This is a genomic window from Pseudomonas sp. NPDC089401 (assembly GCF_044749485.1).
Taxonomy (GTDB): Bacteria; Pseudomonadota; Gammaproteobacteria; order Pseudomonadales; family Pseudomonadaceae; genus Aquipseudomonas.
The window spans coordinates 129801-156656 of the sequence record NZ_JBIVIA010000006.1 but is presented as its reverse complement, the minus strand read 5'-3'; the positions used below and the strand labels follow the sequence as shown (position 1 = coordinate 156656).

General features: G+C 64.6%; 25 protein-coding genes. 17 read left to right on the top strand and 8 right to left on the bottom strand.

Features of this window, described 5'->3' with window-relative positions; translation table 11 throughout:
* Positions 1 to 156 precede the first annotated feature (156 nt).
* The 3 genes from ACIP21_RS15645 to def all read left to right on the top strand — a co-directional run bounded on the left by ACIP21_RS15645 (position 157) and on the right by def (position 2048).
* Entirely contained in the window at positions 157 to 336 is a 180-nt protein-coding gene (locus ACIP21_RS15645) for a CsbD family protein (RefSeq protein WP_400689029.1), read from the top strand.
* A 225-nt stretch (positions 337 to 561) separates the two neighbouring features.
* Positions 562 to 1515, top strand: a complete 954-nt coding sequence (locus ACIP21_RS15640; protein WP_400689026.1) for a YihY/virulence factor BrkB family protein — start codon at positions 562 to 564, stop codon at positions 1513 to 1515.
* Positions 1512 to 2048, top strand: coding sequence for a peptide deformylase (gene def / locus ACIP21_RS15635; RefSeq protein WP_400689024.1), 537 nt, complete (start codon positions 1512 to 1514; stop codon positions 2046 to 2048). Before ACIP21_RS15640 ends, def begins: the two co-directional genes overlap by 4 nt.
* On the opposite strand, the gene ACIP21_RS15630 is transcribed toward def, so the two are convergent.
* A complete protein-coding gene (locus tag ACIP21_RS15630) occupies positions 2003 to 2452 on the bottom strand; it encodes a GNAT family N-acetyltransferase (protein ID WP_400689021.1) in 450 nt (149 codons plus the stop codon). The genes def and ACIP21_RS15630 overlap by 46 nt on opposite strands.
* Positions 2453 to 2729: 277 nt before the next feature.
* Between ACIP21_RS15630 and ACIP21_RS15625 the strand changes: the two genes are divergently transcribed.
* From ACIP21_RS15625 to ACIP21_RS15585, 9 genes are all read left to right on the top strand, one after another.
* Positions 2730 to 2987 (top strand): DUF2790 domain-containing protein, encoded by a 258-nt coding sequence (locus tag ACIP21_RS15625; protein ID WP_054885703.1) that lies wholly within the window; start codon positions 2730 to 2732, stop codon positions 2985 to 2987.
* 112 nt (positions 2988 to 3099) lie between these two features.
* Positions 3100 to 4059 (top strand): threonine dehydratase, encoded by a 960-nt coding sequence (locus ACIP21_RS15620; protein WP_400689018.1) that lies wholly within the window; start codon positions 3100 to 3102, stop codon positions 4057 to 4059.
* Positions 4060 to 4106: 47 nt separating this feature from the next.
* Complete coding sequence (locus tag ACIP21_RS15615; protein WP_400689015.1) at positions 4107 to 4361, top strand: type II toxin-antitoxin system HicA family toxin; 255 nt, start codon at positions 4107 to 4109, stop codon at positions 4359 to 4361.
* The gene (locus ACIP21_RS15610) at positions 4358 to 4690 is read left to right on the top strand and encodes a type II toxin-antitoxin system HicB family antitoxin (protein ID WP_400689012.1); all 333 of its coding nucleotides are present in this window, start codon (positions 4358 to 4360) and stop codon (positions 4688 to 4690) included. The genes ACIP21_RS15615 and ACIP21_RS15610 overlap by 4 nt, the downstream gene beginning before the upstream one ends.
* Positions 4691 to 4816: 126 nt before the next feature.
* Complete coding sequence (locus ACIP21_RS15605; protein WP_400689010.1) at positions 4817 to 5293, top strand: GyrI-like domain-containing protein; 477 nt, start codon at positions 4817 to 4819, stop codon at positions 5291 to 5293.
* 102 nt (positions 5294 to 5395) lie between these two features.
* Positions 5396 to 5821 (top strand): YybH family protein, encoded by a 426-nt coding sequence (locus ACIP21_RS15600; RefSeq protein WP_400689008.1) that lies wholly within the window; start codon positions 5396 to 5398, stop codon positions 5819 to 5821.
* 43 nt (positions 5822 to 5864) lie between these two features.
* Positions 5865 to 6209, top strand: coding sequence for a YciI family protein (locus ACIP21_RS15595; RefSeq protein WP_400689006.1), 345 nt, complete (start codon positions 5865 to 5867; stop codon positions 6207 to 6209).
* Between the two features lie 21 nt (positions 6210 to 6230).
* A complete protein-coding gene (locus tag ACIP21_RS15590) occupies positions 6231 to 6716 on the top strand; it encodes an SRPBCC family protein (RefSeq protein ID WP_400689003.1) in 486 nt (161 codons plus the stop codon).
* Positions 6716 to 7954 carry an RNA polymerase sigma factor gene (locus tag ACIP21_RS15585; protein ID WP_400689000.1) on the top strand — a complete coding sequence of 413 codons (1239 nt, stop codon included), beginning with the start codon at positions 6716 to 6718 and terminating at the stop codon, positions 7952 to 7954. The genes ACIP21_RS15590 and ACIP21_RS15585 overlap by 1 nt, the downstream gene beginning before the upstream one ends.
* 87 nt (positions 7955 to 8041) lie before the next feature.
* Here ACIP21_RS15585 and ACIP21_RS15580 read toward each other — a convergent pair whose 3' ends face one another.
* Together ACIP21_RS15580 and ACIP21_RS15575 are read right to left on the bottom strand one after the other, a co-directional pair.
* Positions 8042 to 8512: a MaoC family dehydratase gene (locus tag ACIP21_RS15580; RefSeq protein ID WP_400688998.1), complete on the bottom strand. Its 471-nt coding sequence runs from the start codon at positions 8510 to 8512 to the stop codon at positions 8042 to 8044.
* A 32-nt stretch (positions 8513 to 8544) separates the two neighbouring features.
* Positions 8545 to 9489 carry a lysophospholipase gene (locus ACIP21_RS15575; RefSeq protein ID WP_400688995.1) on the bottom strand — a complete coding sequence of 315 codons (945 nt, stop codon included), beginning with the start codon at positions 9487 to 9489 and terminating at the stop codon, positions 8545 to 8547.
* Between the two features lie 210 nt (positions 9490 to 9699).
* On the opposite strand from ACIP21_RS15575, the gene fadD2 reads away from it, so the two are divergent.
* The gene (gene fadD2 / locus ACIP21_RS15570; protein WP_400688993.1) at positions 9700 to 11388 is read left to right on the top strand and encodes a long-chain-fatty-acid--CoA ligase FadD2; all 1689 of its coding nucleotides are present in this window, start codon (positions 9700 to 9702) and stop codon (positions 11386 to 11388) included.
* A gap of 358 nt (positions 11389 to 11746) precedes the next feature.
* Complete coding sequence (gene fadD1 / locus ACIP21_RS15565) at positions 11747 to 13444, top strand: long-chain-fatty-acid--CoA ligase FadD1 (RefSeq protein WP_400688990.1); 1698 nt, start codon at positions 11747 to 11749, stop codon at positions 13442 to 13444.
* 109 nt (positions 13445 to 13553) lie between these two features.
* Here fadD1 and ACIP21_RS15560 read toward each other — a convergent pair whose 3' ends face one another.
* From ACIP21_RS15560 to ACIP21_RS15550, 3 genes are all read right to left on the bottom strand, one after another.
* On the bottom strand, positions 13554 to 14861 hold the full coding sequence (locus ACIP21_RS15560) for an NAD(P)/FAD-dependent oxidoreductase (RefSeq protein ID WP_400688987.1): 1308 nt from the start codon (positions 14859 to 14861) through the stop codon (positions 13554 to 13556).
* Positions 14862 to 14891: 30 nt separating this feature from the next.
* Positions 14892 to 16256: a glutamine synthetase family protein gene (locus ACIP21_RS15555; protein WP_400688984.1), complete on the bottom strand. Its 1365-nt coding sequence runs from the start codon at positions 16254 to 16256 to the stop codon at positions 14892 to 14894.
* A gap of 83 nt (positions 16257 to 16339) precedes the next feature.
* Positions 16340 to 16504: a hypothetical protein gene (locus ACIP21_RS15550; RefSeq protein WP_400688982.1), complete on the bottom strand. Its 165-nt coding sequence runs from the start codon at positions 16502 to 16504 to the stop codon at positions 16340 to 16342.
* A 288-nt stretch (positions 16505 to 16792) separates the two neighbouring features.
* Between ACIP21_RS15550 and hrpA the strand changes: the two genes are divergently transcribed.
* Both hrpA and ACIP21_RS15540 read left to right on the top strand, forming a co-directional pair.
* Entirely contained in the window at positions 16793 to 20698 is a 3906-nt protein-coding gene (gene hrpA, locus ACIP21_RS15545) for an ATP-dependent RNA helicase HrpA (protein ID WP_400688979.1), read from the top strand.
* Between the two features lie 206 nt (positions 20699 to 20904).
* Positions 20905 to 22026, top strand: coding sequence for a beta-ketoacyl-ACP synthase III (locus tag ACIP21_RS15540; RefSeq protein ID WP_400688976.1), 1122 nt, complete (start codon positions 20905 to 20907; stop codon positions 22024 to 22026).
* Positions 22027 to 22227: 201 nt separating this feature from the next.
* Here ACIP21_RS15540 and ACIP21_RS15535 read toward each other — a convergent pair whose 3' ends face one another.
* Positions 22228 to 23472: a putative porin gene (locus ACIP21_RS15535; protein ID WP_400688973.1), complete on the bottom strand. Its 1245-nt coding sequence runs from the start codon at positions 23470 to 23472 to the stop codon at positions 22228 to 22230.
* Between the two features lie 263 nt (positions 23473 to 23735).
* Between ACIP21_RS15535 and ACIP21_RS15530 the strand changes: the two genes are divergently transcribed.
* A complete protein-coding gene (locus ACIP21_RS15530; protein WP_400688970.1) occupies positions 23736 to 24863 on the top strand; it encodes a GNAT family N-acetyltransferase in 1128 nt (375 codons plus the stop codon).
* A gap of 105 nt (positions 24864 to 24968) precedes the next feature.
* On the opposite strand, the gene ACIP21_RS15525 is transcribed toward ACIP21_RS15530, so the two are convergent.
* Positions 24969 to 26801, bottom strand: a complete 1833-nt coding sequence (locus ACIP21_RS15525; RefSeq protein WP_400688967.1) for an ABC transporter ATP-binding protein — start codon at positions 26799 to 26801, stop codon at positions 24969 to 24971.
* Between the last annotated feature and the right edge of the window lie 55 nt (positions 26802 to 26856).

Below are 26856 nucleotides of genomic sequence, written 5' to 3'. Positions count from 1 at the left end.
GCTTGAGCAGGGCGCTGGGGCCGAATCGGTGCGGTATTCGCCCGCAGATTCACCGTTCGGCTTGAAGCCGGAAAATCGAATGAAACTCCTGGCGAGGACCATCGGTCCACCGACTGTCGACACGGTCCACGTGTCTCCATTTGCGGGAGATTTGCCATGAGCGGCACCAAAGACAAAGCGAAAGGCCTGGCCAATGAAGCGGTCGGTAACATCAAGCAGGGCGTCGGCAAGGTGACCGGCAACGACAAACTGCGTGCTGAAGGCAAGGCCCAGGAGTTGAAGGGCGAGGCGCAGCAGATCAAGGGCAATGTGAAGGATGCGGTGAAGAAGCCTTGATCTAGGTTGGCCTGTACCGGCCTCTTCGCGGGTAAACCCGTTCCCACAGGTATCGTGCAGACCTCAAGGGCAGTGCAGTACCTGTGGGAGCGGGTTTACCCGCGAAGAGGCCGGCACAGGAATAAGTAGGAATTTTCCTCAGTAAGCCAGGGAGCAGTACATCGAACGCGAGGTCTATTAGACTTACCCGTTGTACCCCAGAATCAAGCGGCGAAAGGAGACGCTATGATTTTCCCTGACCTGCGCGGCCTGCCCATGCACCGCGTGCTGGTACGCACCGTCAAGGAATTCCTCGACGACGAGATGTCCACCTATGCGTCGGCGCTGGCCTACCAGATGCTGTTTTCGCTGTTCCCGTTCATTCTCTTCCTGATTGCCCTGATCGGCTTCCTGCATTTGCCCGACTTCTTCTCCTGGCTGCGCCTGCAGACCGAGCTGGTGCTGCCGCCCCAGGCGCTGGAGCAGGTGAACCCGGTGATCGACCAGTTGCAGCAGTCCAAGGGTGGGCTGCTGTCGGTGGGTATCGTCATCGCCCTGTGGACCGCGTCTGCCGGTGTGCGCCTGATGATGAGCGCCATGAACGCTGCCTACGACGTGCCCGAGGGCCGCCCGGTATGGAAGCGCATCCCGCTGTCGATCTTCTACACCATCGGTATCGCCGGCATGCTGCTGGCGGCTGCGGCACTGATGGTGCTGGGGCCGCAGGTGATGGAGTGGATCGCCTCGCAGGTCGGCATGCAGGAGGTGATCGTCACGGTCTGGACCATCCTGCGCTGGCCGGCCATCGTCATCCTGCTGATGGTCGCGGTGGCACTGATGTACTACGTGATGCCCGATGTGAAGCAGAAGTTTCGCTTCATCACGCCCGGTTCGGTACTGGCGGTAGTAGTATGGATCATCGCCTCCCTGGGCTTTGCCTACTACGTCAAGACCTTTGCCGACTACAACGCCATGTACGGCAGCATCGGTGCGATCATCGTGCTGTTGCTGTACTTCTACATTTCTGCCGCCGTGCTGCTGCTGGGCGCGGAGATGAATGCGGTGATCGAGCACATGTCGGCCGAGGGCAAGAACCCGGGCGAGAAGGATTTCGCGGGCGAGAAACCCAAGGAAACCCTCACCGTGCTCGGCCATGAACACCCGGTCGAGCCGCAACCGTCCGAGCCGAACACCCAATGATCCGTGACATTCTCAAGATGGGCGACGAGCGCCTGCTGCGCATCGCCCCGCCGGTGCCCGAGCGCCTGATCGGCAGCGCCGAACTGCAGCAACTGATCGACGACATGTTCGAGACCATGCGCCATGTCGGCGGCGTGGGCCTGGCGGCGCCGCAGGTCGGCATCGACCTGCAGCTGGTGATCTTCGGCTTCGAGCGCAGCGAGCGCTACCCGGATGCCGAGCCTGTGCCGCAGACCATCCTGCTCAACCCGCTGATCACGCCGTTGACCACCGAGGTCGAGGACGGCTGGGAGGGCTGCCTGTCGGTGCCCGGCCTGCGCGGGGTGGTGCCGCGTTTCAAGCACATCAGTTATGCCGGCATCGACCCCCAGGGCAATCCGATCAACCGCTTCGCCGACGGCTTCCATGCGCGGGTGGTGCAGCATGAGTGCGATCACCTGATCGGTCGGCTGTACCCTTCGCGCATTCAGGACTTCGCCAGGTTCGGCTACACCGAGGTGCTGTTCCCCGGGCTGGATGCCAGCGACGACTGAGCGCGTACCATCGCCACCAGGCTCTTGCTGCGCTGGTAGCGGAGCAGGCGTGATGCCAGGGCTTCGGGCAGTTCGGTCGTGCCGACGAACCCCAGGCGCTGGTACCAGGCCTCGAGGTCGGGGTGGCAGAACAACCAGGTCGGGCCGTCGTGGTGCGCCAGCGCCGCTTCGACCAGTTCGGCCGCGACCCCGCGCTTGCGTTGTGCCGGGGCGACGAACAGGCCGGTCAGCCAATGGCCGTTGGCGACTGCGCTCAGGCACAGGCCGGCGACGATCCTGTCGCTGCGCGCAACCCACAATTCACCGTCATTGGCAGCGCGCATGCGCGAGCCGTGCTGCTTGTAGAAATGTTCCAGCAACCGGCGTTCGAGGCCGGTGAGCGGGGCGCAGTGCAGGGGTGTCATGGGGTGTCCTGGAACGGGTGGCTCTAGCACGGATGTTCGAGGCCGGCAGGCCGCTTCGCTTTGTCGCAGATTGTTGCAAAAGCTGCAAGGGTGAATGTCCGAGTTCAGGGTTCAACTATTGCCGCCGAGGAGTAGACTTTCACTTATCCCCCCTGGCAGTACGACATAGCGGGATCGGTACTTCGTGTCATCTTCGCAGTCGATGACAACTTCTCCGCGCCATTGACGGCATCAAGAAGTCACTCGATCAGCTGGATTGCTTCAAAGGTCAAAACCCATGAAACCATTACTGATTCTTGCACTGGTCGGTATGTCCTCGTTCGCCCTCGCCGATGAGGCCAAGCCGGTCTCCAGCGAGCCTGTGGCCCAGCAGTACGACTATTCCATGAACCTCGACATCAAACGGGTGATCAACCTGTCGACCATCCCCAATGTCTGCGAAGTGGTGCCTGCGACCATGACGTATGAAGACCATCATGGCCAGGTGCACACCATCCAGTACCGGGCCATGGGCGAAGGATGCCAGCAAGGCTGATGCCATCGATGGCCCTGTCACCGCAACGACGGCGACAGGGCCATGCGTTTACCAACCCACCTCGTGGCGATTAGGATCGGTATACACCTGTACCGATGAAGGAAAATCGCCCATGTTCGACCTCGCCGCCCTGCGCGAAGCCGCCGCTTTCGTTCACCAGCACCTTCCCCCGACCCCACAGCACGTCTGGCCGCTCCTTGCCGAGCGGGCGGGTTGCCAGGTATGGGTCAAGCACGAGAACCATGCCCCGACCGGTGCCTTCAAGGTGCGTGGCGGGCTGGTCTACGTGCGCTCGCTGCTGGCCAACGGCAAGCCACCACGCGGGCTGGTCACCGCCACCCGCGGTAACCACGGCCAGAGCATGGCACTGGCCGCCCGCCAGGCCGGTGTGCCGCTGGTGATCGTGGTGCCTGAAGGCAACTCCAGGGAGAAGAACGCCGCCATGCGCGCGCTGGGCGCCGAGCTGGTGGAGCATGGCGTCGACTTCGACGTGGCCCGTGAGGAGGCGGCGCGGCTGGCTGACGAGCTGGGCTACGACATGGTGCCGTCGTTCCACCCGGAGCTGGTGCGCGGCGTCGCAACTTATGCCCTCGAACTGTTCGAAGCCGTAGGCGAATTGGACTGCGTCTACGTGCCGATCGGCATGGGCTCGGGCATCTGCGGGCTGATCCAGGCGCGCAACCTGCTGGGGCTGAAGACCGAGATCGTCGGCGTGGTGTCCAGCGCTGCCGACGCCTACGCGCGCAGCTTCGAGCAGGGGCACATCGTCACCACCGCGACGGCCGACACTTTCGCCGACGGCATGGCCTGCCGCGTGCCGCACCCGGAGGCTTTCGCCCTGGTGCGCGAGCATGCCGCGCGCATCGTGCGGGTGACCGACGCTGAAGTGGCGGCGGCCATGCGCCTCTACCACGAAACCACCCACAACACCGCCGAAGGCGCAGGTGCCGCGGCGCTGGCGGCCTTGCTGCAAGAACGAGATCGCCAGGCGGGCAAGCGCGTGGCCGTGGTGCTGAGTGGGGCGAATATTGACCGCGAGCGTTATGCGCAGGTGCTGACCGAAAAATCCTGAATCGATATCGGGGAAAAAGTGCTATCTTAATTTGATAGCATTTTCCAATGAACACTCGATACCGCAAAATCTACGACGCCATCTTCAGGGCACCAACGACGGCGTCCTTGGCCTTCGCCGAGGTCGAAGCCCTGGTGCTCCACCTCGGCGGACAAGTGCTGGAGCGGCAAGGCTCCAGAGTCAAGCTGGTGCTTGGCGGCCAGATTTGGCGGTGCCATCGCCCCCATCCCGGCAAGGAAGCCAAACGGTATCAGATCGAAGAAGCCCGCGAATTCTTGCTGCGGGCAGGAGTCAGCCTATGAGTTGCATGCGCTACAAGGGCTATGTTGCCCGTATCGAATACGATGAGCGTGACGACATTTTTGTTGGCCGCGTGCTGGGCATGCGCGACATCATCAGTTTTCACGCAAGCTCGGTCCCCGCGCTTCATGAAGCCTTCCGCGGGGCGCTGGAGGATTACCTGGCCGACTGCGCGGAGCAGGGCATCGCCCCGGAAAAGCCCGCATCGGGGAAGGTCATGCTGCGCATTCGGCCTGAAGTGCACGCTGCTGCCAGCGTCGCTGCCCGTGCTGCCGGCAAAAGCCTGAACCAGTGGGCCGATGAAGTGTTCGAGCAGGCTGCCCTGGCCTGACCGAACGCAACGTCTGCTGGCGGCTTTTGCGGTCAGCGGCGATTTTCTGCCATTTTGCGGTGCCTGTGATGGTTTCGGGCTACCGTGAATTCATCCTTGCCAGCCCACCGCTCACCCGAGGCCCTCATGACCCTGCAACCGATCTCCCCGGCGCGCCATGAAGACGGCCGTACGCTGTACCTGGCCGGTTTCGCCGAACGCTTCGGCATGAACGACCTGAGCGGTCTGCCGTTGCTTTGGCAACGCTTTGCGCCACACATCGGGCATGTGCCCGGACGGCACGGGCATGACAGCTATGGGGTCTGCTACAACCCCGACGAGCAGGGCGGGTTCGACTACCTGGCGGGTGTCGAGGTCAATGCCGGCCAGGTACTGCCCGACGGGTTCAGCACCCTGACCCTGACCCCGCAGCATTATGCGGTGTTCGAGCACCGTGGCAGCCTGCAATGCCTGAAGGCGACCTTCGATGGCATCTTCCAGTGGTTGCCCCGGTCGGGTGAACGGCAGGCCGATGCGGCCTTGTTCGAGCGTTACCCGGCCGGCTTCGATCCTGCCGACCCCGACGCCGTGATGGAAATCTGGATCCCACTGCAGCGCAAATAATTCCAGCGGCCTGTCGATCTCGGCGCCTGCCGTTCGACCAAGAGCTGAAGGTACAGGGCGACCCTGTACCGAAACGCTCATGAGTGATCGGAGGTAACGCCGATGAACACCGCAGCCGAAAGCGAAATCCGCCAACTGATCGATACCTGGATGCAGGCTGTACGCGACCGCGACATCCCGGGCATCACCGCGCCCTACGCCGACGATATCGTCGCCTTCGACGCCATCCAGGCCCTGCAATTCAAGGGCAAGGCCGTCTACCAGAAGCACTGGGAAATGTGCATGAACATGTGTACCGGGCCCATGGTCTTCGAACTCTCCCAGCTCACCGTTCACGCCGATGGCGACCTGGCCCTGGCCCACTGGCTCAACCGCTGCGGCCCGGGCGATGACGAAAGCCAGTGCGGCTTCATGCGCGCCACCGTCGCTTACCGCAGAACAGGCGGCAGATGGCAGGTGATCCACGAACACTGGTCGGCACCGTTCGACATGGAAACGCAGAAAGCACTGTTCGATCTGAAACCCTGAGCCGCTATCGCCAAACGCACGTTGCCAATGCCTGGAGGCAGCCATGAAATACCTGTGCCTGGTCTATTGTGACGAAGGGCTGCTGCACAGCCTGCCCGACAGCCCGCAAGACGCCGAGTGCATGGCCTACGCCGAGTCGCTGCAAGGCGCCGGGCGCATCATCGCCGCCGAGGCGCTGAAGACCGTGCAGACCGCCACTACCGTGCGCGTGCGTGGCGGGCGAATGAGCATCACCGATGGCCCGTTCGCCGAAACCAAGGAGCAGCTCGCCGGCTTCTACCTGGTCGATGCCCGCGACCTCAACGAGGCGCTGAACATCGCCAAGGGCATCCCGGCGGCACGTGTCGGCAGTGTGGAAGTGCGCCCGGTGCGCGAGCTGCAACCCTGACAGCTACGGAGAACAACAAGAATGAACCCGACTCACGCTGCCACCGCGCAGCACGAATTATCCATCAGCCGCCTGATCGATGCGCCGCCTGCCAAGGTGTTCCGCGCCTGGACCGAACCCGAATGGCTGATGCAGTGGTGGGGGCCGCACGGCATGACCACGCCCGAGTGCGAGATGCAGCTGTGGAGCGGCGGCCTGTTCCGCACCCTGATGCGCGCGCCGGATGGTACCGAATACCCGACCCAGGGCGTGTTCCTGGAGATCGCCGCGCCCCGGCGGCTGGTGTTCACCGATGCCTTCCTGCCGGGCTGGGTACCCTCGGCCAAGGCGTTCATGACGGCGGTGATCAGCTTCGACGAGGAACAGGGCAAAACCCGCTACACCGCCCGCGCCTGGCACTGGAGCGCCGCCGACAGCCAGGCCCATGAGGAAATGGGCTTTCATCAGGGCTGGGGAGAAAGCCTGGACCGCCTGGTGGAGGTGGTGACCCAGCGGATGCCCGACTGATGGCGGCGCTGGCGCAAGTGCGCGGCGAAGTCGAGGCGGTGTATCGGCGCGATTCGCGACGCATCCTGGCGACGCTGATCCGCCTGCTGGGGGATTTCGACCTGGCCGAGGAGGCCCTGCATGATGCCTTTTTCGTCGCCGTCGAGCGCTGGCAGCGTGACGGTATCCCCGCCAACCCGCGCGCCTGGCTGGTGTCCACCGGGCGCTTCAAGGCCATCGACGCGCTGCGCCGGCGCGCCCGCTTCGACCGCTCCCAGGCCGACTTGATCATGCTGATCGAGGGCCAGGGGCAGGACCCCAGTGAAGAAGAGCTGCTGGCCGACGACCGCCTGCGGCTGATCTTCACCTGCTGCCACCCGGCCCTGGCGGCCGACGCCCAGGTACCGCTGACCCTGCGCGAGGTGTGCGACCTGACCACCGAGCAGATCGCCCGGGCCTTCCTGCAAAGCCCGGCGACCATCGCCCAGCGCATCGTGCGCGCCAAGGCCAAGATCCGCGATGCCGGCATTCCCTATCAAGTGCCCGAGCTGCAGGAGCTGCCCGAGCGCCTGGAAAGCGTGCTGCGGGTGATCTACCTGGTGTTCAACGAGGGGTATTCGGCATCTTCGGGCGAAGCCTTGCTGCAGCTGGAACTGAGCGATGAAGCGATTCGCCTGGGGCGGCTGCTGGTGCAACTGTTGCCGGATGCCGAGGCGGTCGGTTTGCTGGCGCTGATGCTGCTGCAGGCCTCACGCCAGCGCGCGCGTCTCGACAGCGAGGGCAACCTGGTGCTGCTCGAGCAGCAGGACCGCAGCCTGTGGAATCGCGAACAGATCGTCGAAGGGTGCGAACTGGTGCGCCTGGCGCTGGGCAGCCGGGCGATCGGTGCCTACACCGTGCAGGCGGCGATCGCGGCGGTGCATGCCGAGGCAGCCACGGCGGAGGATACCGACTGGGCGGAAATCGTCGGACTCTACGACGTGCTGCAGCGGCACTGGCCATCAGCGGTGGTGGCGCTCAACCGCGCGGTGGCGCTGGCCAAGCGTGATGGCGCGCAGGCGGGGCTGGTGGCGGTGGAGGCGATTCTGGCGGCGGGGGAGTTGCGTGATTATCACCTGGCCCATGCGGCACGGGCGGAGCTGCATCAGCAGCTGGGCAATGTCGAGGCGGCGCGGGCGGCCTGGCGCGAGGCGCTGGAGCTGACCCGGCAGGTGCCGGAGCGGCGGCATATCGAGCGGCGTCTGCGCGAACTCATGTAGTGGCTGTTCTGGCCTCTTCGCGGGTGAACCCGCTCCCACAGAGTCCGTGTAGGAGCGGGTTCACCCGCGAAAAATCCAGTACCGGTATCAGCTGGCGACGAAGTTCGGCGGCGATACCAGCTCGACGGTCTGTTGCTTGCGCGGCGCGAGGATCTCGGCCTCGCCCTGGACTACCAGTTCGTCGTTCTGGTTGTACACATTGGTGGCGATGCGCACCTTGAACTTGGGCAGCTTCTCGAGGATTTCCAGGCGCACGGTCAGGGTGTCGCCGATCTTCACCGGCTTCTGGAAGCTCATCTGCTGGCCCAGGTAGATGGTGCCGGGGCCCGGCAGGGTGCAGGCCACTGCGGCGCTGATCAGCGCGCCACTGAACATGCCGTGGGCGATGCGCTCGCGGAACATGCTCTTGGCGGCGAACTCGGCGTCCAGGTGCACCGGGTTATGGTCCCCGGACATGGCGGCGAACAGCTGGATGTCGCGCTCTTCGACGGACTTCTGGTATTCGGCCTTCTGGCCGACTTCGAGGGCTTCGTAAGGCGTGTTGGTGACCTGGGTCATGGGGCTTCCTTAAGGGGCGGCGAGAGCGCTTGTCATTCACTGCGAGCCGGGCGGCCAAGGGCCAGCGCCTGCTCGAGCCAGGCGATTATATCGCCGGTGACCTCGTCGCGATTGAGTTCGTTCAGCACTTCGTGCCGCGCCTCAGGATAGACGCGCAGCTGTACATGTCGATTGCCGGTCGCGCGCAGTGCGTCGGCCAGATGGGTGAGACGCTTGCCGGCACTCACCGGATCACATTCGCCGCCGATCACCAGCATGGGCAGGTTCGGATCGATCTGCGCCAGGTTGCGCGGCTGGCTGATCTGCGTCAGCCCTTGCAGCAGGTCGAGCCACAGCTGGTTGCTGCAACGAAAGCCGCACAACGGATCGCTGACATACTGGTCGACCTGCGCCGGGTCGCGGCTGAGCCAGTCGAAGGCCGTGCGGTTGGGCTTGAAGGCCTTGTTGAACGAACCGAACGACAACCATTCGATCAACGCGCTCTGCCCCCCGGGCCCCTGGCGCCAGGCTTCCAGGCGGGCGATCTGGCGGGCCACGCGGTACAGCGCCGGCGGTTGGAAGTTGGAGCCGCTGAGGATCGCGCCGTGCAGGCTGGCGCTGTGGTGCAGCAGGTAGGCCTGGGCGATGTAGCTGCCCATGCTGTGGCCGAACAGGAACAGCGGCGTGCAGGGGAACTGCTGGCCGATGTGCTGGGCCAGCAGGCCGAGGTCGTTGACCACGGCATTCCAGCCATGATGCCGGGCGAAAAGGCCGAGGCTGCCCAGCTCGGCAGTGCGACCGTGGCCGCGCAGATCCGGCGCCAGCAGGGCGAAGCCATGCGCGCTCAAGGCATGGCCCAGGTGCTGGTAGCGCCCGGCGTGCTCGGCCATGCCATGCGCCAGCAGCACCACGGCCTTGACCGGCGTGCCCGGCAGCCATTGGTGCACGTACAGGCTGCAATGCTGACTGGCGGGCAGCCAGAAGGCGTCGTGGGGCATGGCGAATCCTGTGCGCGAGGGGTACCCGCACAGTGTATGCGCAACCGCGCGGATTGCAGGACGGGCATAAAAGAGATTCACAATGTTAATGGCGGCACTTGGCGTGTATGCCACCCCGGGCTTACCTGCTAACGTCTTTTCAACGCCCGTTTGCCATTCGGCAGGCGGGGCAGGGAATCAGCGCGGGCTCAGGCAGAGGAACAATAATAAATGCAAGCCGACTTCTGGAATGACAAGCGCCCGGAGGGCGTTCCTTCCACCATTGACATGCACGCGTACGCCTCGGTGGTCGAAGTGTTCGAGCGCTCCTGCAAGCGCTTCGCCGACCGCCCGGCGTTCAGCAACCTCGGCGTGACCCTGAGCTACGCCGAACTCGAGCGCCATTCAGCGGCCTTCGCGGCGTGGCTGCAGCAGAACACCAGCCTTCAGCCGGGCGACCGCATCGCGGTGCAGATGCCCAACGTCCTGCAATACCCCATCGCGGTGTTCGGTGCCCTGCGCGCCGGGCTGGTGGTGGTCAACACCAACCCGCTGTACACCGAGCGCGAGATGCGCCACCAGTTCAAGGACGCCGGGGTACGTGCCCTGGTGTACCTGAACCTGTTCGGCAAGCGCGTGCAGGAGGTGCTGCCCGACACCGGCATCGAGTACCTGATCGAGGCGAAGATGGGCGACCTGCTGCCCGCAGCCAAGGGCTGGCTGGTCAATACCCTGGTCGACAAGGTGAAGAAAATGGTGCCGGCCTACCAGCTGCCCCAGGCCATCGCCTTCAAACAGGTGCTGCGCGAAGGGCGTGGCCTGGCCCACAAGCCTGTGCCGCAGGCCCTCGGCGACATCGCCGTACTGCAATACACAGGCGGCACCACGGGCCTGGCCAAGGGCGCCATGCTCACCCATGGCAACCTGGTGGCCAACATGCTGCAGGTGCTGGCCTGCTTCGCCCAGCACGGGCCGGATGGCCAGCAATTGATCAGGGAAGGGCAGGAGGTGATGATCGCGCCGCTGCCGCTGTACCACATCTATGCCTTCACCGCGAACTGCATGTGCATGATGGTGACCGGCAACCACAACGTGCTGATCACCAACCCGCGGGATATCTCGGGCTTCATCAAGGAACTGGGCAAGTGGCGCTTCTCGGCGCTGCTGGGGCTCAACACCCTGTTCGTCGCACTGATGGACCACCCCGGCTTCCGCCAACTGGACTTCTCGGCGCTGAAGATCACCAACTCCGGCGGCACGGCATTGGTCAAGGCCACGGCCGAGCGCTGGGAAGACCTCACCGGGTGCCGCATCGTCGAGGGCTACGGCCTTACCGAAACCTCGCCGGTGGCCAGTACCAACCCTTACGGCAAGCTGGCCCGCCTGGGTACGGTGGGTATCCCGGTGCCGGGCACGGCGTTCAAGGTGATCGACGACGAGGGCAATGAGCAGCCCCTGGGCGAGCGCGGCGAGTTGTGCATCAAGGGGCCGCAGGTGATGAAGGGCTATTGGCAGCAACCTGAGGCCACGGCCCAGGCGCTGGATGCCGAAGGCTGGTTCAAGACCGGCGATATCGCGGTGATCGACCCGGACGGTTTCACCCGCATCGTCGACCGCAAGAAGGACATGATCATCGTTTCGGGCTTCAACGTGTACCCCAACGAGATCGAGGACGTGGTCATGGGCCACCCGCAAGTGGCCAGCTGCGCGGTCATCGGCGTGCCGGACGAGAAGTCGGGGGAAGCGGTGAAGCTGTTCGTGGTGGCGCGCGAGGGCGGGGTCAGCGTGGATGAGCTCAAGGCCTTCTGCAAGGCCAACTTCACCGGCTACAAGGTGCCCAAGCATATCGTGGTGCGCGAGTCGTTGCCGATGACGCCGGTGGGCAAGATTCTGCGGCGTGAGTTGCGTGATACCGCTTGATTCCTCGTTGGCTTCTTCGCGGGTAAACCCGCTCCCACAGGTACAGCGCCATGCTGGAAATGGGTGGAGTACCCTGTGGGAGCGGGTTTACCCGCGAATGCTTCAAATAGCTCTAGCAGGCAATTTACAGCTCCATTCGCGACATTTCGGTCAAATACTCTAAAAATGACCTGTATCGTTCATTGAGTCATTTTTGTGACCGTAAGGCCTCCTTTAGCCCCTAGGCGACCCCATTTAAAGCTGTTACTCTCGGCCCGCTTTCGGATGATCAGGTTTGCAACGAACCCTCATCACATATCAATAATAAACGCATAGACGCGTGAATCGAACTTCGCTGTTGCTGAAGGAGTGGGCTTCCATGATCGAACATTTTTGGAAGGATAAATACCCAGCCGGGATTACGGCGGAAATCAATCCTGACGAATTCCCCAATATCCAGGCGGTACTCAAGCAATCCTGCCAACGCTTTGCCAACAAACCGGCCTTTAGCAACCTGGGCAAGACCATCACCTACGGCGAGCTCTACACGCTGTCGGGTGCCTTCGCCGCCTGGCTGCAGCAGCACACCGACCTCAAGCCGGGTGACCGTATCGCTGTCCAGTTGCCCAACGTCCTGCAGTACCCGGTCGCCGTGTTCGGGGCCCTGCGTGCAGGCCTGATCGTGGTCAACACCAACCCGCTGTACACCGTGCGGGAGATGGAACACCAGTTCAACGACTCCGGCGCCAAGGCCCTGGTGTGCCTGGCCAACATGGCGCACCTGGCCGAGAAGGTGGTGCCCAAGACCCAGGTCAGGCACGTCATCGTCACCGAAGTGGCCGACCTGCTGCCACCCGTCAAGCGCCTGCTGATCAACAGCGTGATCAAGTACGTGAAGAAGATGGTGCCGGCCTACAACCTGCCGGCCGCCGTGCGCTTCAACGACGCCCTGGCGTTGGGCAAGGGCCAGCCGGTCACCGAGGCCAACCCGCAGGCCAACGATGTCGCTGTGCTGCAATACACCGGTGGCACCACCGGTGTGGCCAAGGGCGCGATGCTGACCCACCGCAACCTGGTGGCCAACATGCTGCAGTGCCGCGCGCTGATGGGCGCGAACCTGCAGGAAGGCTGCGAGATCCTCATCACCCCGCTGCCGCTGTACCACATCTATGCGTTCACCTTCCATTGCATGGCGATGATGCTGATCGGCAACCACAACGTGCTGATCAGCAACCCGCGTGACTTGCCGGCGATGGTCAAGGAACTGGGCAAGTGGAAGTTCAGCGGCTTCGTCGGCCTCAACACCCTGTTCGTCGCCCTGTGCAACAACGAGGCGTTCCGCGCCCTGGACTTCTCGGCGCTGAAGATCACCCTGTCCGGTGGCATGGCCCTGCAACTGAGCGTGGCCGAGCGCTGGAAGACCGTCACCGGTTGCGCCATCTGCGAAGGCTACGGCATGACCGAGACCAGCCCGGTGGCGGCGGTCAACCCGGCCGAGGCCAACCAGGTCGGCACCATCGGCATCCCGGTGCCGTCGACCCTGTGCAAGGTCATCGACGACGCCGGCAACGAACTGCCGCTGGGCGAAGTGGGCGAACTGTGCGTCAAGGGCCCGCAGGTGATGAAGGGCTACTGGCAACGTGAAGACGCCACCACCGAGATCCTCGACGGAGAAGGCTGGCTGAAGACCGGCGACATCGCCTTGATCCAGGCCGACGGCTACATGCGCATCGTCGACCGCAAGAAGGACATGATCCTGGTGTCGGGCTTCAACGTGTACCCGAACGAGCTCGAAGACGTGCTCGCCGGCTTGCCGGGCGTGCTGCAATGCGCGGCCATCGGTGTGCCGGACGAGAAGTCGGGCGAGGTGATCAAGGTGTTCATCGTGGTCAAGCCGGGCATGACCCTGACCAAGGAGCAGGTGATGGAGCACATGCGTGCCAACGTCACCGGCTACAAGGTGCCGCGCTACATCGAGTTCCGCGATGCGTTGCCGACCACCAACGTCGGCAAGATCCTGCGCCGCGAGCTGCGCGATGAAGAGCTGAAGAAGCAAGGGCTGAAGAAGATCGCCTGACTTTCTGAATCTTCACTGGTTTCACTGGCCTCTTCGCGGGTAAACCCGCTCCCACAGGGTAATGCGATCTCCTGTGGGAGCGGGTTTACCCGCGAAGAGGCCAGTCAATTCAGCGCAGTTTCTCGAGCATCTGGTAGTACCACATCCCCGCCGCCAGCAGCGGATTCCCCAGCAAGTCCCCCATCGGCACCCGCACATGCTTGCATGCGGCGAAGGTATCGAACTGCTCCAGCGTTCCGCTCAGCGCCTTGGCCATGATCTCGCCCATGATGTGGCTGGTGGCGATCCCGTGCCCGGAATAGCCCTGGCAGTACCACACGTTGTCCGACAGCTTGCCCAGCTGCGGAATGCGGTTGACCACGATGCCCATCGCGCAGCTCCACTGGAACTCGATCGGCACGCCCTTGAGAACAGGGAAGGTGCGTTCGATGCACGGGCGCAGCTCGCCTTCGATGTCGCGTGAATCCTTGCCCGAATAGTTGGCGCCACCGCCGAACAGCAGGCGCTTGTCGGCGGTCAGGCGGTAGTAGTCGAGGACGAAGCGGCAATCGTACACCGCCAGGTCGTGGGGGTTGATCTGCTCGGCCAGCTCACCCAGCGGCGCGGTGGTGACGATGCCGCCCATGGCCGGGAAGATCTTGCCCTTGAGCTGGCGCTTTTCCAGCTTGTGATAGACGTCGCCGGCCAGCATCACCTGGCTTGCCTCGACCCGGCCATGGGCGGTGACCACTGCCGGGCGCGGGCCGTGGACGATGTCCAGCACTTCGGAATTCTCGAAGATCAGCGCGCCCAGGCCATGGGCGGCGCGGGCTTCGCCCAGGCACAGGTTGAGCGGGTGCAGATGCAGGTTGCGCAGGTTCTTCAGGGCGCCGAGGTACAGCGGGCTTTGCAGGTGCTCGGCAACCCCGGAGCGGTCGAGCAGTTGCACCTGGTCGCCCATGCCGCGGCGCTCGGCCTCGGCCTGGAAGCTGCGCAGCTCATCCATGTGCGAAGGCTTCATCGCCGCATGCAGGTGGCCGTGCTTGAGGTCGCAATCGATGCCATGACGCGCCACCCGTTGCTGGATGATTTCATGCCCGCGCCAGCGCAGGTGCCAGATGAAGTCGTCCACCTCGCTGCCCAGGCGGCTGCGCATCTGGGTGCGCATGGCTTCGTCGCCCGAGAGACTGCCGGTGACCTGGCCGCCGTTGCGCCCGCTGGCGCCCCAGCCGATGCGGTTGGTCTCGACGATCGCCACTTTCAGGCCGCGTTCGGCCAGCTCCACCGCGGTGGCGACGCCGGTGAAGCCGCCGCCGATGATGGCCACATCGACCTGCACCGTGCCCCTGAGCTGCGGGTATTCGCTGTGGTCGTTCAGGGTGGCGCTGTAATAGGACGGCGCGCGCTGGGCCGGGCCGTCGTTCAGTGCTGCGTTCATGGGTGTTCCTTGTTTTGAATGGGGTAAGGCTCAGGCCTGGTGCAGGTACCAGCGCCAGTCCTGCTCGCTGACCTCGGCCATGAACTGGCGGTACTCGGCACGCTTGACCTTCAGGTACACGCCGAGGAACGCCTCGCCGAGGGCTTCGCGGGCCCAGTCCGAACGCTCCAGGGCGTCGAGGGCGGTCAGCCAGTCGGTGGGCAGGTGCTCGGTGGCCTGGGCATAGCCGTTGCCTTCGACCGGGGCGCCCGGGTCGAGTTGTTCGCGGATGCCGCGGTGGCTGGCGGCCAGAATGGCAGCGGCGGCCAGGTACGGGTTGGCGTCGGCGCCGCAGATGCGGTGTTCCACATGCCGGCTGTTGGCCGGCCCGCCCGGCACGCGCAGGCTCACGGTGCGGTTGTCGACGCCCCAGGTCGGCGCCAGCGGCGCGTAGCTGTTGGCCTGGAAGCGGCGGAACGAGTTGGCGTTGGGGCAGAACAGCAGCAGCGACTCGCGCAGGTGGCGCAGCATGCCGGCTACCGCCTGGCGCAGCAGCGGCGTGCCGGCCGGGTCGCTGCTGGCGAACAGGTTGTTGCCGGCGCTGTCGGCCAGGCTCAGGTGCATGTGCATGCCGGTGCCGGCCAGTTGCGCGAACGGCTTGGCCATGAAGCAGGCCTGCATGCCGTGGGCGTGGGCCACGCCCTTGACCAGGCGCTTGTAGCGCACGGCCTGGTCCATGGCTTGCAGCGCATCGCCATGCTCCAGGGTGATTTCCACCTGGCCCGGGGCATACTCCGAGATTGCCGTGCGCGCCGGGATGCCCTGGGCCTTGCAGGCGGCGTAGAGGTCGGCGAGGAAGGGTTCGATCTGTTCCAGTTCGCGCAGGCCATAGACCTGGGTGCTGCGTGGCCGGCCGCCGTCGCTGTCCAGTGCCGGTTGCGGGCGGCCCTGGGCGTCGCGTTGCTGGTCGAGCAGGTAGAACTCCAGCTCGCAGGCCATTACCGGGTGATAGCCGTCGGCTTTCAGTGCTTCGATGGTGTGCAGCAGCACGTGGCGCGGGTCGGCGACGCTGGCCGGCAGGCCTTCGCTGGGGTGCATGCTGACCTGCACCGCAGCGGTCGGCACGCGGCGCCAGGGCAGGCGCACCAGGCTGCCTTGCAGCGGGTAGGCGCGGCAGTCGATGTCGCCGACGTCCCAGACCAGGCCGGAGTTTTCCACGTCGTCGCCATTGAGAGTCAGGCCGAGGATGGTGCTGGGCAGCGGGCGGCCGCTCTGGTACACCGCCAGCAGCTCATCGCGGTGCAGCAGCTTGCCGCGGGGTACGCCGTTGGCGTCGAGGATGAACAGTTCGAACAGTTCGATATCAGGGTTTGCGGCCAGAAAATGGCTGGCCTGCTCTACAGGTGCAAAGTGCATGATGGGTTCGCTCACGGGTGCACGGGACCGGCGCGCACGCGCGGTCCGGTCGAGTCAAGCGGCCGGATGGCGGCCGGGTGTGTTCACAGGTGCGTGAGCGCAGCGTCCGGTGGGCGTGCGTGGCGGCAGTGCCACAGGGCCCAGAAGGCGAGGATGATGTGCACCAGCGGATTTTCACCGGCACGGCGCCGGGCCTTCGGCGGCGAAGGGCGGGACGACGGTGGGGCGATGGGCTGGGCGGGGGTCATGCCTTTGATACTCACATGCGGCGTAAGGTTGATTAAAGCAGTGAATGGCAACCTTTACGTCGGGCCTGGCTAAACATTTGTGCTGCCTGTGCGGGCCCTTTCGCGGGTGAACCCGCTCCTACAGGGATCGCACAACATCCAGCCTTGATGCAACACCCTGTGGGAGCGGGTTTACCCGCGAAGAGGCCCGTACAGGCAGCAGAAAACCGGCAAATCTGCGACAATCCCCCCGACTTTCCGAATGCCGATCAGAAAAAAGCAGGCCCACCTGCATCACTAAAAAGCCCCATGACTGACCACGCCATCGACAAACTGCTGCAAAACCTCGACCACGCCATGATCGCCGACCGCCATCGCCTGCGTCGGCAACTGCATGAGCTGCGCAAGCGCCCGGACGAGGCCAAGCTCGCGCAATGGGCCGAGAAGGTCCAGGCGTCCTGCGCCCAGGTCACTGCGCGCCAGCGCAGCGTGCCGCACATCCGCTACGACGACAGCCTGCCGATCGCCGCCAAGCGCGACGAGATCAAGAAGGCCCTGGCCGAACACCAGGTGCTGGTGATCGCCGGTGAAACCGGTTCGGGCAAGACCACTCAGTTGCCGAAGATCTGCCTGGAGCTGGGCCGTGGCAGCCATGGCCTGATCGCCCACACCCAGCCGCGCCGGATCGCCGCGCGCAGCGTCGCGGCGCGGGTCGCCGAAGAACTGGCAACGCCCCTGGGCGGGCTGGTCGGCTACCAGGTGCGGTTCGAAGACCAGAGCGATGCCAACACCCTGGTCAAGCTGATGACCGACGGCATCCTGCTGGCCGAGACCCAGCACGACCGCTTCCTCGAACGCTATGACACGATCATCGTCGACGAAGCCCACGAGCGCAGCCTGAACATCGACTTTCTGCTCGGCTACCTGAAGACCCTGCTGCACCGTCGCCCGGAGCTGAAGTTGATCATCACCTCAGCGACGATCGACCTGGAGCGTTTCTCCAAGCACTTCGACGATGCGCCGATCATCGAGGTATCGGGCCGTACCTACCCGGTGGACACCTGGTACCGCCCGCTGACCAGCGAGCAGGACGAGGAGGGCAACCAGATCGAGGACGACCTCACCGTCGACCAGGCGATTCTCGCCACCCTCGACGAGATCGCCCAGCACGAGCGCAGCGTGGGCAAGGGCCCCGGCGACGTGCTGGTGTTCCTCCCCGGCGAGCGGGAAATCCGCGATGCCGCGGAGATCCTGCGCAAGGCGCAGTTGCGTCATACCGAGATCCTGCCGCTGTATGCGCGCCTGTCGCCGGCCGAGCAGCAGCGCATCTTCCAGTCGCACACCGGGCGCCGCGTGGTGCTGGCCACCAACGTCGCGGAAACCTCGCTGACCGTGCCCGGCATCCGCTACGTGATCGACACCGGCACCGCGCGCATCAGCCGCTACAGCTACCGCGCCAAGGTCCAGCGCCTGCCGATCGAGGCGGTATCCCAGGCCAGCGCCAACCAGCGCAAGGGCCGTTGCGGCCGGGTCGAGCCGGGTATCTGCATCCGCCTGTACAGCGAAGAAGACTTCAACGGCCGCCCGGCCTTCACCGACCCCGAGATCCTGCGCACCAACCTGGCGGCGGTGATCCTGCAGATGCTGCACCTGCGCCTGGGCGCCATCGATGCCTTCCCGTTCATCGAGCCGCCGGATGGCAAGGCCATCAGCGACGGCTTCAACCTGTTGCAGGAGCTGTCGGCGGTCAACCGCGAGAACCAGCTGACGCCGATCGGCCGCCAGCTGGCGCGCCTGCCGATCGACCCGCGGCTGGGCCGCATGCTGCTCGAAGGCGCCCGCCAGGGCAGCCTGCAGGAAGTGCTGATCGTCACCAGCGCGCTGTCGGTGCAGGACCCGCGCGAACGCCCGCCGGAGCGCCAGCAGGCTGCCGATCAGGCGCATGCCCAGTGGAAGGACGCCGATACCGACTTCGCCGCGCTGGTCAACCTGTGGCGCGGCTTCGAGGAGCAGCGCCAGGCACTGACCGCCAGCCCGCTGCGCAACTGGTGCCGCAAGAACTTCCTGAATTACCTGCGTCTGCGTGAATGGCGCGATGCCCATCGTCAGTTGTCGTTGATCTGCCGCGAGTTGCAACTGACGGTAAACAAGGAACCGTCCGACTACCAGAAGGTGCACAAGGCGATCCTCAGCGGCCTGCTCAGCCAGATCGGCCAGAAGACCGAAGAGGGCGATTACCAGGGCGCGCGCCAGCGGCGCTTCTGGGTGCACCCGTCTTCCGGCATCGGCCGCAAGCGCCCGCAGTGGGTAATGGCCGCGGAACTGGTCGAAACCACCAAGCTGTATGCGCGCATGGTGGCCAAGATCGAACCCGACTGGATCGAGCCACTGGCCACCCACCTGATCAAGAAGAACCACTTCGAGCCGCATTGGGAGAAGAAGCGCGGGCAAGTGGTGGCCTATGAGCAGATCACGCTGTATGGCCTGATCCTGGTGGGCCGCCGCCCGGTGCACTTCGGCCCGATCGACCCGGTCACCTCGCGCGAGCTGTTCATCCGCGAAGGCCTGGTTGGCGGCGAAATCCAGTCGCGGGCCAAATGCCTGGCGGCGAACAAGCGCCTGCTCGAAACGCTGGACGAACTGGAGGCCAAGGCCCGTCGGCGCGACATTCTGGCCGATGAAGAAACCCTGTACGCCTTCTACGAGGCGCGCCTGCCGGCGGAAATCCACCAGACCGCGACCTTCGACGCCTGGTACCGCATGACCAGCCAGAAGGACCCCAACCTGCTGATCATGCGCGAGGAAGACGTGCTGGCCCGCGAGGCCAGCGAAGTCACCGCTGCGCAGTACCCCGACAGCCTGCAGGTGGGCGAGCTGCGCCTGCCGCTGACCTACCACTTCGAGCCGGGCCACCCGCGTGACGGCGTGACCGTGCGGGTGCCGGCGCCGCTGTTGCCGAGCCTGCCGGGCGAGCGCCTGGAGTGGCTGGTGCCGGGCCTGCTGGAGGCCAAGTGCGTGGCCCTGGTGCGCAACCTGCCCAAGGCCCTGCGCAAGAACTTCGTGCCGGTGCCGGACTTCGTCAAGGCCTCGCTGGCACGCATGACCTTCGGCCAGGGCGCCTTGCCCCAGGCCCTGGGCCAGGAGCTGCTGCGCATGACCGGAGCGCGGGTGGCCGATGAGGCCTGGGCCGAGTCGGTCGGGCTGGTCGAAGGCCACCTGCGCATGAACATCGAAGTGGTCGACGGCCAGGGCAAGTTCCTCGGCGAGGGCCGCGACCTGGCCGAGCTGACCGCGCGCTTTGCCGCCGCCAGCCAGGCCGCGCTGGCCGTGCCGCGCAACGAGAAGAGCGAGCAACCGGTACAGGCCAAGGCCTTCAGCGAGGTCAAGCAGACCGCTCAGCAGAAGATTGCCGGGCTGTCGATGACGGTGTATCCGGCGCTGGTGGAAGAAAGCGGCAGCGTGCGCGAAGGGCGATTCTCGACCCAGGCCGAAGCCGAGTTCCAGCACCGCCGCGCCTTGCAGCGCCTGTTGCTGCAACAGCTGGCGGAACCGGCCAAGTTCCTGCGCGGCAAGCTGCCGGGGCTGACCGAGCTGGGCTTGCTGTACCGTGAGCTGGGGCGCATCGAGGCATTGGTCGAAGACATCCTGCTGGCCAGCCTGGACAGCTGCATCCTCGACGGCGAAACCCCGCTGCCTCGTGATGGCGCGGCGTTGGCCGGGCTCGCCGAGCGCAAGCGCGGCAGCTGGGCCGAGCACGCCGAGCGCCTGGCCCGCCAGACGCTGGAGGTGCTGAAGCTGTGGCATGGCTTGCAGAAGCGCTTCAAGGGCAAGATCGACCTGAGCCAGGCGGTGGCGCTGAACGACATCAAGCAGCAGTTGGCCAACCTGGTCTACCCAGGCTTCGTGCGCGAGACCCCGGCGGTATGGTTCAAGGAGCTGCCGCGTTACCTCAAGGCCGTGGAGCTGCGCCTCGAGAAACTGGGCAGCCAGGTGCAGAAGGACCGCGTCTGGAGCGGCGAGCTGAGCAACCTGTGGGCGCAGTACAAGGCGCGGGCCGACAAGCATGCCCAGGAGGGCAAGCGTGACGAGCAGCTGACGCTGTACCGGTGGTTGCTGGAAGAATATCGGGTGTCGCTGTTTGCCCAGCAGCTGGGGACCAAGGTGCCGATTTCCGACAAGAGATTGAGCAAGCAGTGGAGCCAGGTGGAAGGCTAACTTCCTTGATTTGTGGCACACTTCTGGGAATTTGGGCCGCTTTGCGGCCCTTCGCGGGCAAGCCCGCTCCCACAGGTTTTTGTGGGAGCGGGTTTACCCGCGAACGAGGGCTCAGCCCTCGCCCTTAAACTGGCACTAAAGTGCCATTGTTCTGTCAATTTCCCAGCCAGCGCCCACGGCGATGGCCTTTGAGCAGAGGATCGATCGTGCACAACGTCGTGATCAGCGGCACCGGCCTGTATACCCCGGCCCAGAGCATCTCCAACGAAGAACTGGTGGCCTCCTTCAACGCCTGGTCGCAGCAGTACAACCAGGACAACGCCGCCGCCATCGAGCGCGGCGAAGTCGAAGCGGCACCGGTATCCGACGCGGCCTTCATCGAAAAGGCCTCGGGCATCAAGAGCCGCTTCGTCATGGACAAGGCCGGCATTCTCGACCCGCAGCGCATGAAGCCGCGCCTGCCGGAGCGTTCCAATGACGAGCAGTCGATCCTCTGCGAAATGGGCGTGGCCGCCGCACGCCAGGCCCTGGAACGCGCCGGTCGCAGCCCAGCCGATGTCGACGGGGTGATCGTCGCCTGCTCCAACCTGCAGCGCCCGTACCCGGCCATCGCCATCGAAGTGCAGCAGGCACTGGGCATCGACGGTTTCGCCTTCGACATGAACGTGGCTTGCTCATCGGCCACCTTCGGCATCCAGACCGCTGCCAACAGCGTGCAACTGGGCCAGTCCCGGGCCGTGCTGGTGGTCAGTCCGGAAATCTGCACCGGGCACCTGAACTTCCGTGACCGCGACAGCCACTTCATCTTTGGTGATGCCGCCACCGCGGTGCTGGTCGAGCGTGCTGACCTGGCCACTTCGGCGCACCAGTTCGACGTCCTCGGCACCAAGTTGAAGACCGCATTCTCCAACAACATCCGCAACAACTTCGGCTTCCTCAACCGCGCGGCGGAAGAGGGCATCGACGCCCGCGACAAACTGTTCGTGCAGGAAGGGCGCAAGGTGTTCAAGGAAGTCTGCCCGATGGTCGCCGAGCTGATCGGTGTGCACCTGGGCGAGAACGACCTGCAGCCGTCCGACGTCAAGCGCTTCTGGCTGCACCAGGCCAACCTCAGCATGAACCACCTGATCGTCAAGAAGCTGATGGGGCGTGAGGTGGACGCGCAGGAGGCACCGGTGATTCTCGACCGCTATGCCAATACCAGTTCGGCAGGGTCGGTGATTGCGTTCCATTTGTACCAGGATGACCTGGCGCCAGGGTCGCTGGGCGTGTTGAGCTCGTTTGGCGCGGGGTATTCGATTGGTAGCGTGATTCTGCGTAAACGCTGAAGTTTGTAGCGATTTTACCGGCCTCTTCGCGGGTAAACCCGCTCCCACAGGATCACCACAATATTCGATGTTGTGGTGATCCTGTGGGAGCGGGCTTGCCCGCGAAGGGGCCGGATGCATTTCTGGCAGGCAAAAAAAGGCGGGAAATGCTGGATGGGGTCAGCATTTCCCGCCGCAGAGTGAAGCAGAGGAGCGTGTCGCTTAGAACTTGGCTTCCAGGTCTACCTGCAGGGTGTCTACGCTGGCATCGCTGTTCGGCAGGTTGGAGTAGTCGGTCTTGGCCATCAGGTAGGCCGCGCCCAGGGCGAAGTTCTTGTCGATTTCGTAACCGACCTTGAACTTGTGACCACGGGAACCGGTGAAGCCGTTGCCGAAGTCGGAGTCGGTGAACAGGCTCACGACACCGTTACGCTGTACGTCGCGGTAGTTGTAGTCCAGGCTCCAGGCACCCAGCTTGGTCTTCAGACCGGCCAGCCAGGCGGTGTCCTTGCCGTCGGTGCTTTCGGTGTTCTTCACGTACTGGCCATAAGCCGACAGCGGGATGGCGAAGCCGGTGAAGTCGACCTGACCGAAGCCTTCCACCAGGTTGAACTCGTCGGTGGTGTTGCCCAGCGAGCGCAGCAGCGCCGAAGCCTTGTCGTTGTCGTAGCCGTAGAGGCTGGCACCGACGGTGACCTTGACGGTGTCAGCCGCGTTGAACTTGGTACCCAGCTGGGCTGCGTACAGCTGAGCGTCGTGCTTGTACTGCACGCCGTCGCCGTCGACGTTGTCCTTCAGGTTGTAGTGGCCGATGCTGCCGAACACTTCGGCGGCGCCGAGGTTGGTCTTGTAGGTAGCCGCCACGCCTTCCGGGTTGATGTCGCTGTCCCAGATGATGTCGCCCATGCTCACCCACGGCTGGTTCATCTTGCCGCCGATCAGGTGCAGGTTGGGGATGGCGGTCGGGTGCCAGTCGAGGTAGGCCAGGTCGACCCACAGGGCTTTCTTCTCGAAGTAGTTGTCCAGGCTCTGGTTGGTCGAGCGGGCATCGGCGCTGCTGCCGGTGGCCACACGGATACCGGCGTCGACCTGCGGGTTGATCTCGCTGTAGAAGCCGACACGAGCGCGGACGCGTTCGCGGTCCTGGTTCGGGCTGCGGGAGATCGGGTCGTCGACATTGACGTCTTCGTAACGCAGGCGCACATCACCCTTGATCTGGGTCTTGGCGGCCCATGCCACTTTCTGTTCGAAAGAGCTCATACGGTCGGACTGAGCTTTCTGCGCGGCCTTTTCCTTGGTTTCCTGGGCCAGGTCGCCCTGCAGTTCGTTGTACTGCGCCTGGTTGATCGAGCCGTTGGCGCGGAGCATTTCGAGCAGCTTGGCGTCGACGGCCGCACTGGCCGGAGTACTCAGAGCCAGCATCATGCCGGTGAGGCTCACTCCGGTAAGTGTAGAAACAAGACGCATAAGGTTCTCCCTACTGAAAAGATTCGGGGAGGCTCAAACGCCTGCCCCCGTGTTGGCATGTCTTCGGAAAGGGCCTGAGTAGACAGGTTCTGGGGTTCCGGAAAACAGGCGCAAGTATTGCGGGGGCGAATGACAGAATAATGTCTAATTAGTGGCACTGTTGTTAAGTAATTGAGAATAAAAGGGTTCGGCGCGGCAATCGGCATTTGAGTGAAGGGCCGCAATTCCCCGATACTGGTGGCCTTGAAGGGAGAGCCGAAACCGTGACCAGCCTCTACAGCCTTGCCCATCTGCGTGACCTGCCGGCGGCCACCTGGGATGCCCTGGTGCCTGCCGGCGAGCCGTTCCTGCGTCATGCCTTCCTCAGTGCCATGGAGGACAGCGGCAGCGTCGCGCCCAATACCGGTTGGGCGGCCGAGCACCTGGTGCTGGAGCGTGACGGCCAGGTGCGGGCGCTGCTGCCGGCCTACCGCAAGTGGCATTCCTACGGCGAGTACGTGTTCGATCATGGTTGGGCCGATGCCTGCGAGCGTGCCGGCATCGCCTACTACCCCAAGCTGCTCGGCGCCGTGCCGTTCAGCCCGGTCAGCGGCCCACGGCTGCTGGCCAGCGACCCGGCCGATGGCCTGTTGGTGCTGCAGGCGCTGCCCGAGTACCTGGGCAAGGGCGGCTTGTCGAGTGCGCACATCAATTTCACCGACCCACAACTGGATGCGCAGATGGCTGGCCTGCCGGGCTGGCTGGAGCGCCTGGGTTGCCAGTTCCATTGGCGCAACCGGGGCTACCGCGACTTCCAGGACTTTCTCGACAGCCTCGCCTCACGCAAGCGCAAGCAGATGCGCAAGGAGCGCGAGCAGGTGGCGGGGCAGGGCATCGATTTTCGCTGGTACCGGGGCGATGAACTGATCGAGGCGCAGTGGGATTTCGTCTACCGCTGCTACGCCAATACCTACGCGGTACGCCGACGTGCGCCCTACCTGACGCGGGAATTCTTCAGCCTGCTGGCCGCGCGCATGCCCGAGGCGGTGCGGGTGGTGATGGCACGCCAGGCGGGGCGCGACGTGGCCATGGCCTTGAGCCTGGTGGGTGGTGACAGCCTGTTCGGTCGTTACTGGGGTTGCCTGGATGAGTTCGACCGGCTGCACTTCGAGACCTGTTTCTACCAGGGCATGGACTTTGCGATTGCCGAAGGGTTGCAGCGTTTCGATGCCGGGGCCCAGGGGGAGCACAAGCTGATTCGCGGGTTCGAGCCGGTGCTGACGCGGTCGTGGCATTACCTGCTGCACCCAGGGTTGCGGCGGGCGGTGGAGGAATTCCTGGTTCAGGAGCGGGAAGGGGTGCGGGGGTATGCCGAAGAGGCCAGGGAGATGCTGCCCTACCGCAAGGGTTGAAGTCTCTATTGCCTGTGCCGGCCTCTTCGCGGGTAAACCCGCTCCCACAAAGATCACCGCAGCCCTGTGGGAGCGGGTTTACCCGCGAAGAGGCCGGCACAGGTTTTAGTCGACCCCGACAAACCCCCCGGTCTGGTGATGCCACAAGCGGGCATACAACCCCCGGTGCTCCAGCAGCTCACTGTGGCTGCCACTCTCGACGATGCGCCCCTTGTCCAGCACCACCAGCCGGTCCATCCGGGCGATGGTCGACAGCCGGTGGGCGATGGCGATCACGGTCTTGCCCTGCATCAGCGTCTCCAGGCTTTCCTGGATCGCGGCTTCGACCTCCGAGTCCAGCGCCGAGGTCGCCTCGTCCATGATCAGGATCGGCGCATTCTTCAGCAGCACCCGGGCAATCGCGATGCGCTGGCGCTGGCCACCCGAGAGCTTCACGCCGCGCTCGCCGACATGGGCATCGAACCCGGTGCGGCCCTGGGCATCGGACAGCTGCGGGATGAACTCGTCGGCCCGCGCCCGGCGCACGGCTTCGCGCAGTTCCGCCTCCGTGGCCTCCGGGCGGCCATACAGCAGGTTGTCGCGGATCGAGCGGTGCAGCAGCGAGGTGTCCTGGGTGATCATGCCGATCTGCGCGCGCAGGCTGGCCTGGCTGACCTCGGCGATGTCCTGGCCATCGATCAGGATGCGCCCGCCCTGCACGTCGTACAGGCGCAGCAGCAGGTTGACCAGGGTCGACTTGCCGGCACCGGACGGGCCGATCAGGCCGATCTTCTCGCCGGGGCGGATGTCCAGGTCGAGCCCTTCGATCACGTTGGCGGCCTTGCCGTAGTGGAAGTCCACGTCATCGAAGCGCACCGCGCCGCGGCTGACCTTGAGTGCCGGGGCCTGGGGCTTGTCGGTGACGGTGACCGGCTGGGCGATGGTCTGCAGGCCGTCCTGGACCATGCCGATGTTCTCGAAGATGCCGTTGACCACCCACATGATCCAGCCCGACATGTTGACGATGCGGATCACCAGGCCGGTGGCCAGGGCGATGGCGCCGACGGTGATCAGCGACTGGCTCCACAGCCACAGCGCCAGGCCCGTGGTGGTCACCACCAGCAGGCCGTTGAGGGTGGTGATGACCACGTCCATGCTGGTGACCACGCGCGAGGCCAGCTGGGTTTTCTCGGTCTGTTCGCTGATCGCTTCGCGGGCGTACTGCTGCTCGAAGTCGGTGTGGGCGAACAGCTTGAGGGTTGCGATGTTGGTGTAGCCGTCGACGATGCGCCCCATCAGCTTGGAGCGGGCGTCGGAGGACACCACCGAACGCTCCTTCACCCTGGGCACGAAGTAGAACAGCGCGGCGACGTAGCCGCCGATCCACACCAGCAGCGGCAGCATCAGCCGCCAGTCGGCCTCGGCGAACAGCACCAGCGAGGTGATGGCGTAGATCAGCACGTGCCACAGCGCGTCCACCGCCTGCACCGCCGAATCGCGCAGCGAGTTGCCGGTCTGCATGATGCGCTGGGCGATGCGCCCGGCGAAGTCGCTCTGGAAGAAGTTCAGGCTCTGCTTGAGCACGTAGGTATGGTTTTGCCAGCGGATCAGGCTGGTCATGCCGGGGTTGATGGTCTGGTGCACCAGCAGGTCGTGCAGGCCGAAGAACACCGGCCGCAGCAGCAGGATGACCACCAGCATCCAGATCAGCTCGCCGCTGTGCTCGCTGAAGAAGTTGGCGTTGGGCGTGCCCTGGGCCAGGTCGATGATGCGGCTGAGGTAGCTGAACATCGCCACCTCGATCAGCGAGGCGAACAGGCCGACCACCAGCAAGGCGAGAAAGCTCGGCCAGACCTGGCGCAGGTAGTACAGGTAGAACGGCCAGACCTGGCTGGGTGGTGACTCGCTGGGCGCGTCGCGGAAAATATCGATCAGTTGCTCGAAACGGCGGTACAGCATGGGTGACAAGACTCCTGTGCGACCCGACCCTCAGGTGGTTTCACGTCCCTGTGAA

Excerpts from the sequence above, each read along its gene's own strand:
- ACIP21_RS15525 (WP_400688967.1), bottom strand. The coding sequence starts at position 26,801 with ATGCTGTACCGCCGTTTCGAGCAACTGATCGATATTTTCCGCGACGCG.
- ACIP21_RS15535 (WP_400688973.1), bottom strand. The coding sequence starts at position 23,472 with ATGCGTCTTGTTTCTACACTTACCGGAGTGAGCCTCACCGGCATGATG.
- ACIP21_RS15600 (WP_400689008.1), top strand. The coding sequence starts at position 5,396 with ATGAACACCGCAGCCGAAAGCGAAATCCGCCAACTGATCGATACCTGG.
- ACIP21_RS15555 (WP_400688984.1), bottom strand. The coding sequence starts at position 16,256 with ATGCACTTTGCACCTGTAGAGCAGGCCAGCCATTTTCTGGCCGCAAAC.
- ACIP21_RS15630 (WP_400689021.1), bottom strand. The coding sequence starts at position 2,452 with ATGACACCCCTGCACTGCGCCCCGCTCACCGGCCTCGAACGCCGGTTG.
- def (WP_400689024.1), top strand. The coding sequence starts at position 1,512 with ATGATCCGTGACATTCTCAAGATGGGCGACGAGCGCCTGCTGCGCATC.
- ACIP21_RS15640 (WP_400689026.1), top strand. The coding sequence starts at position 562 with ATGATTTTCCCTGACCTGCGCGGCCTGCCCATGCACCGCGTGCTGGTA.
- fadD1 (WP_400688990.1), top strand. The coding sequence starts at position 11,747 with ATGATCGAACATTTTTGGAAGGATAAATACCCAGCCGGGATTACGGCG.
- ACIP21_RS15625 (WP_054885703.1), top strand. The coding sequence starts at position 2,730 with ATGAAACCATTACTGATTCTTGCACTGGTCGGTATGTCCTCGTTCGCC.
- ACIP21_RS15575 (WP_400688995.1), bottom strand. The coding sequence starts at position 9,489 with ATGCCCCACGACGCCTTCTGGCTGCCCGCCAGTCAGCATTGCAGCCTG.
- ACIP21_RS15605 (WP_400689010.1), top strand. The coding sequence starts at position 4,817 with ATGACCCTGCAACCGATCTCCCCGGCGCGCCATGAAGACGGCCGTACG.
- ACIP21_RS15620 (WP_400689018.1), top strand. The coding sequence starts at position 3,100 with ATGTTCGACCTCGCCGCCCTGCGCGAAGCCGCCGCTTTCGTTCACCAG.
- ACIP21_RS15595 (WP_400689006.1), top strand. The coding sequence starts at position 5,865 with ATGAAATACCTGTGCCTGGTCTATTGTGACGAAGGGCTGCTGCACAGC.
- ACIP21_RS15580 (WP_400688998.1), bottom strand. The coding sequence starts at position 8,512 with ATGACCCAGGTCACCAACACGCCTTACGAAGCCCTCGAAGTCGGCCAG.
- ACIP21_RS15610 (WP_400689012.1), top strand. The coding sequence starts at position 4,358 with ATGAGTTGCATGCGCTACAAGGGCTATGTTGCCCGTATCGAATACGAT.
- ACIP21_RS15550 (WP_400688982.1), bottom strand. The coding sequence starts at position 16,504 with ATGACCCCCGCCCAGCCCATCGCCCCACCGTCGTCCCGCCCTTCGCCG.
- fadD2 (WP_400688993.1), top strand. The coding sequence starts at position 9,700 with ATGCAAGCCGACTTCTGGAATGACAAGCGCCCGGAGGGCGTTCCTTCC.
- ACIP21_RS15590 (WP_400689003.1), top strand. The coding sequence starts at position 6,231 with ATGAACCCGACTCACGCTGCCACCGCGCAGCACGAATTATCCATCAGC.
- ACIP21_RS15645 (WP_400689029.1), top strand. The coding sequence starts at position 157 with ATGAGCGGCACCAAAGACAAAGCGAAAGGCCTGGCCAATGAAGCGGTC.
- hrpA (WP_400688979.1), top strand. The coding sequence starts at position 16,793 with ATGACTGACCACGCCATCGACAAACTGCTGCAAAACCTCGACCACGCC.
- ACIP21_RS15585 (WP_400689000.1), top strand. The coding sequence starts at position 6,716 with ATGGCGGCGCTGGCGCAAGTGCGCGGCGAAGTCGAGGCGGTGTATCGG.
- ACIP21_RS15615 (WP_400689015.1), top strand. The coding sequence starts at position 4,107 with ATGAACACTCGATACCGCAAAATCTACGACGCCATCTTCAGGGCACCA.
- ACIP21_RS15560 (WP_400688987.1), bottom strand. The coding sequence starts at position 14,861 with ATGAACGCAGCACTGAACGACGGCCCGGCCCAGCGCGCGCCGTCCTAT.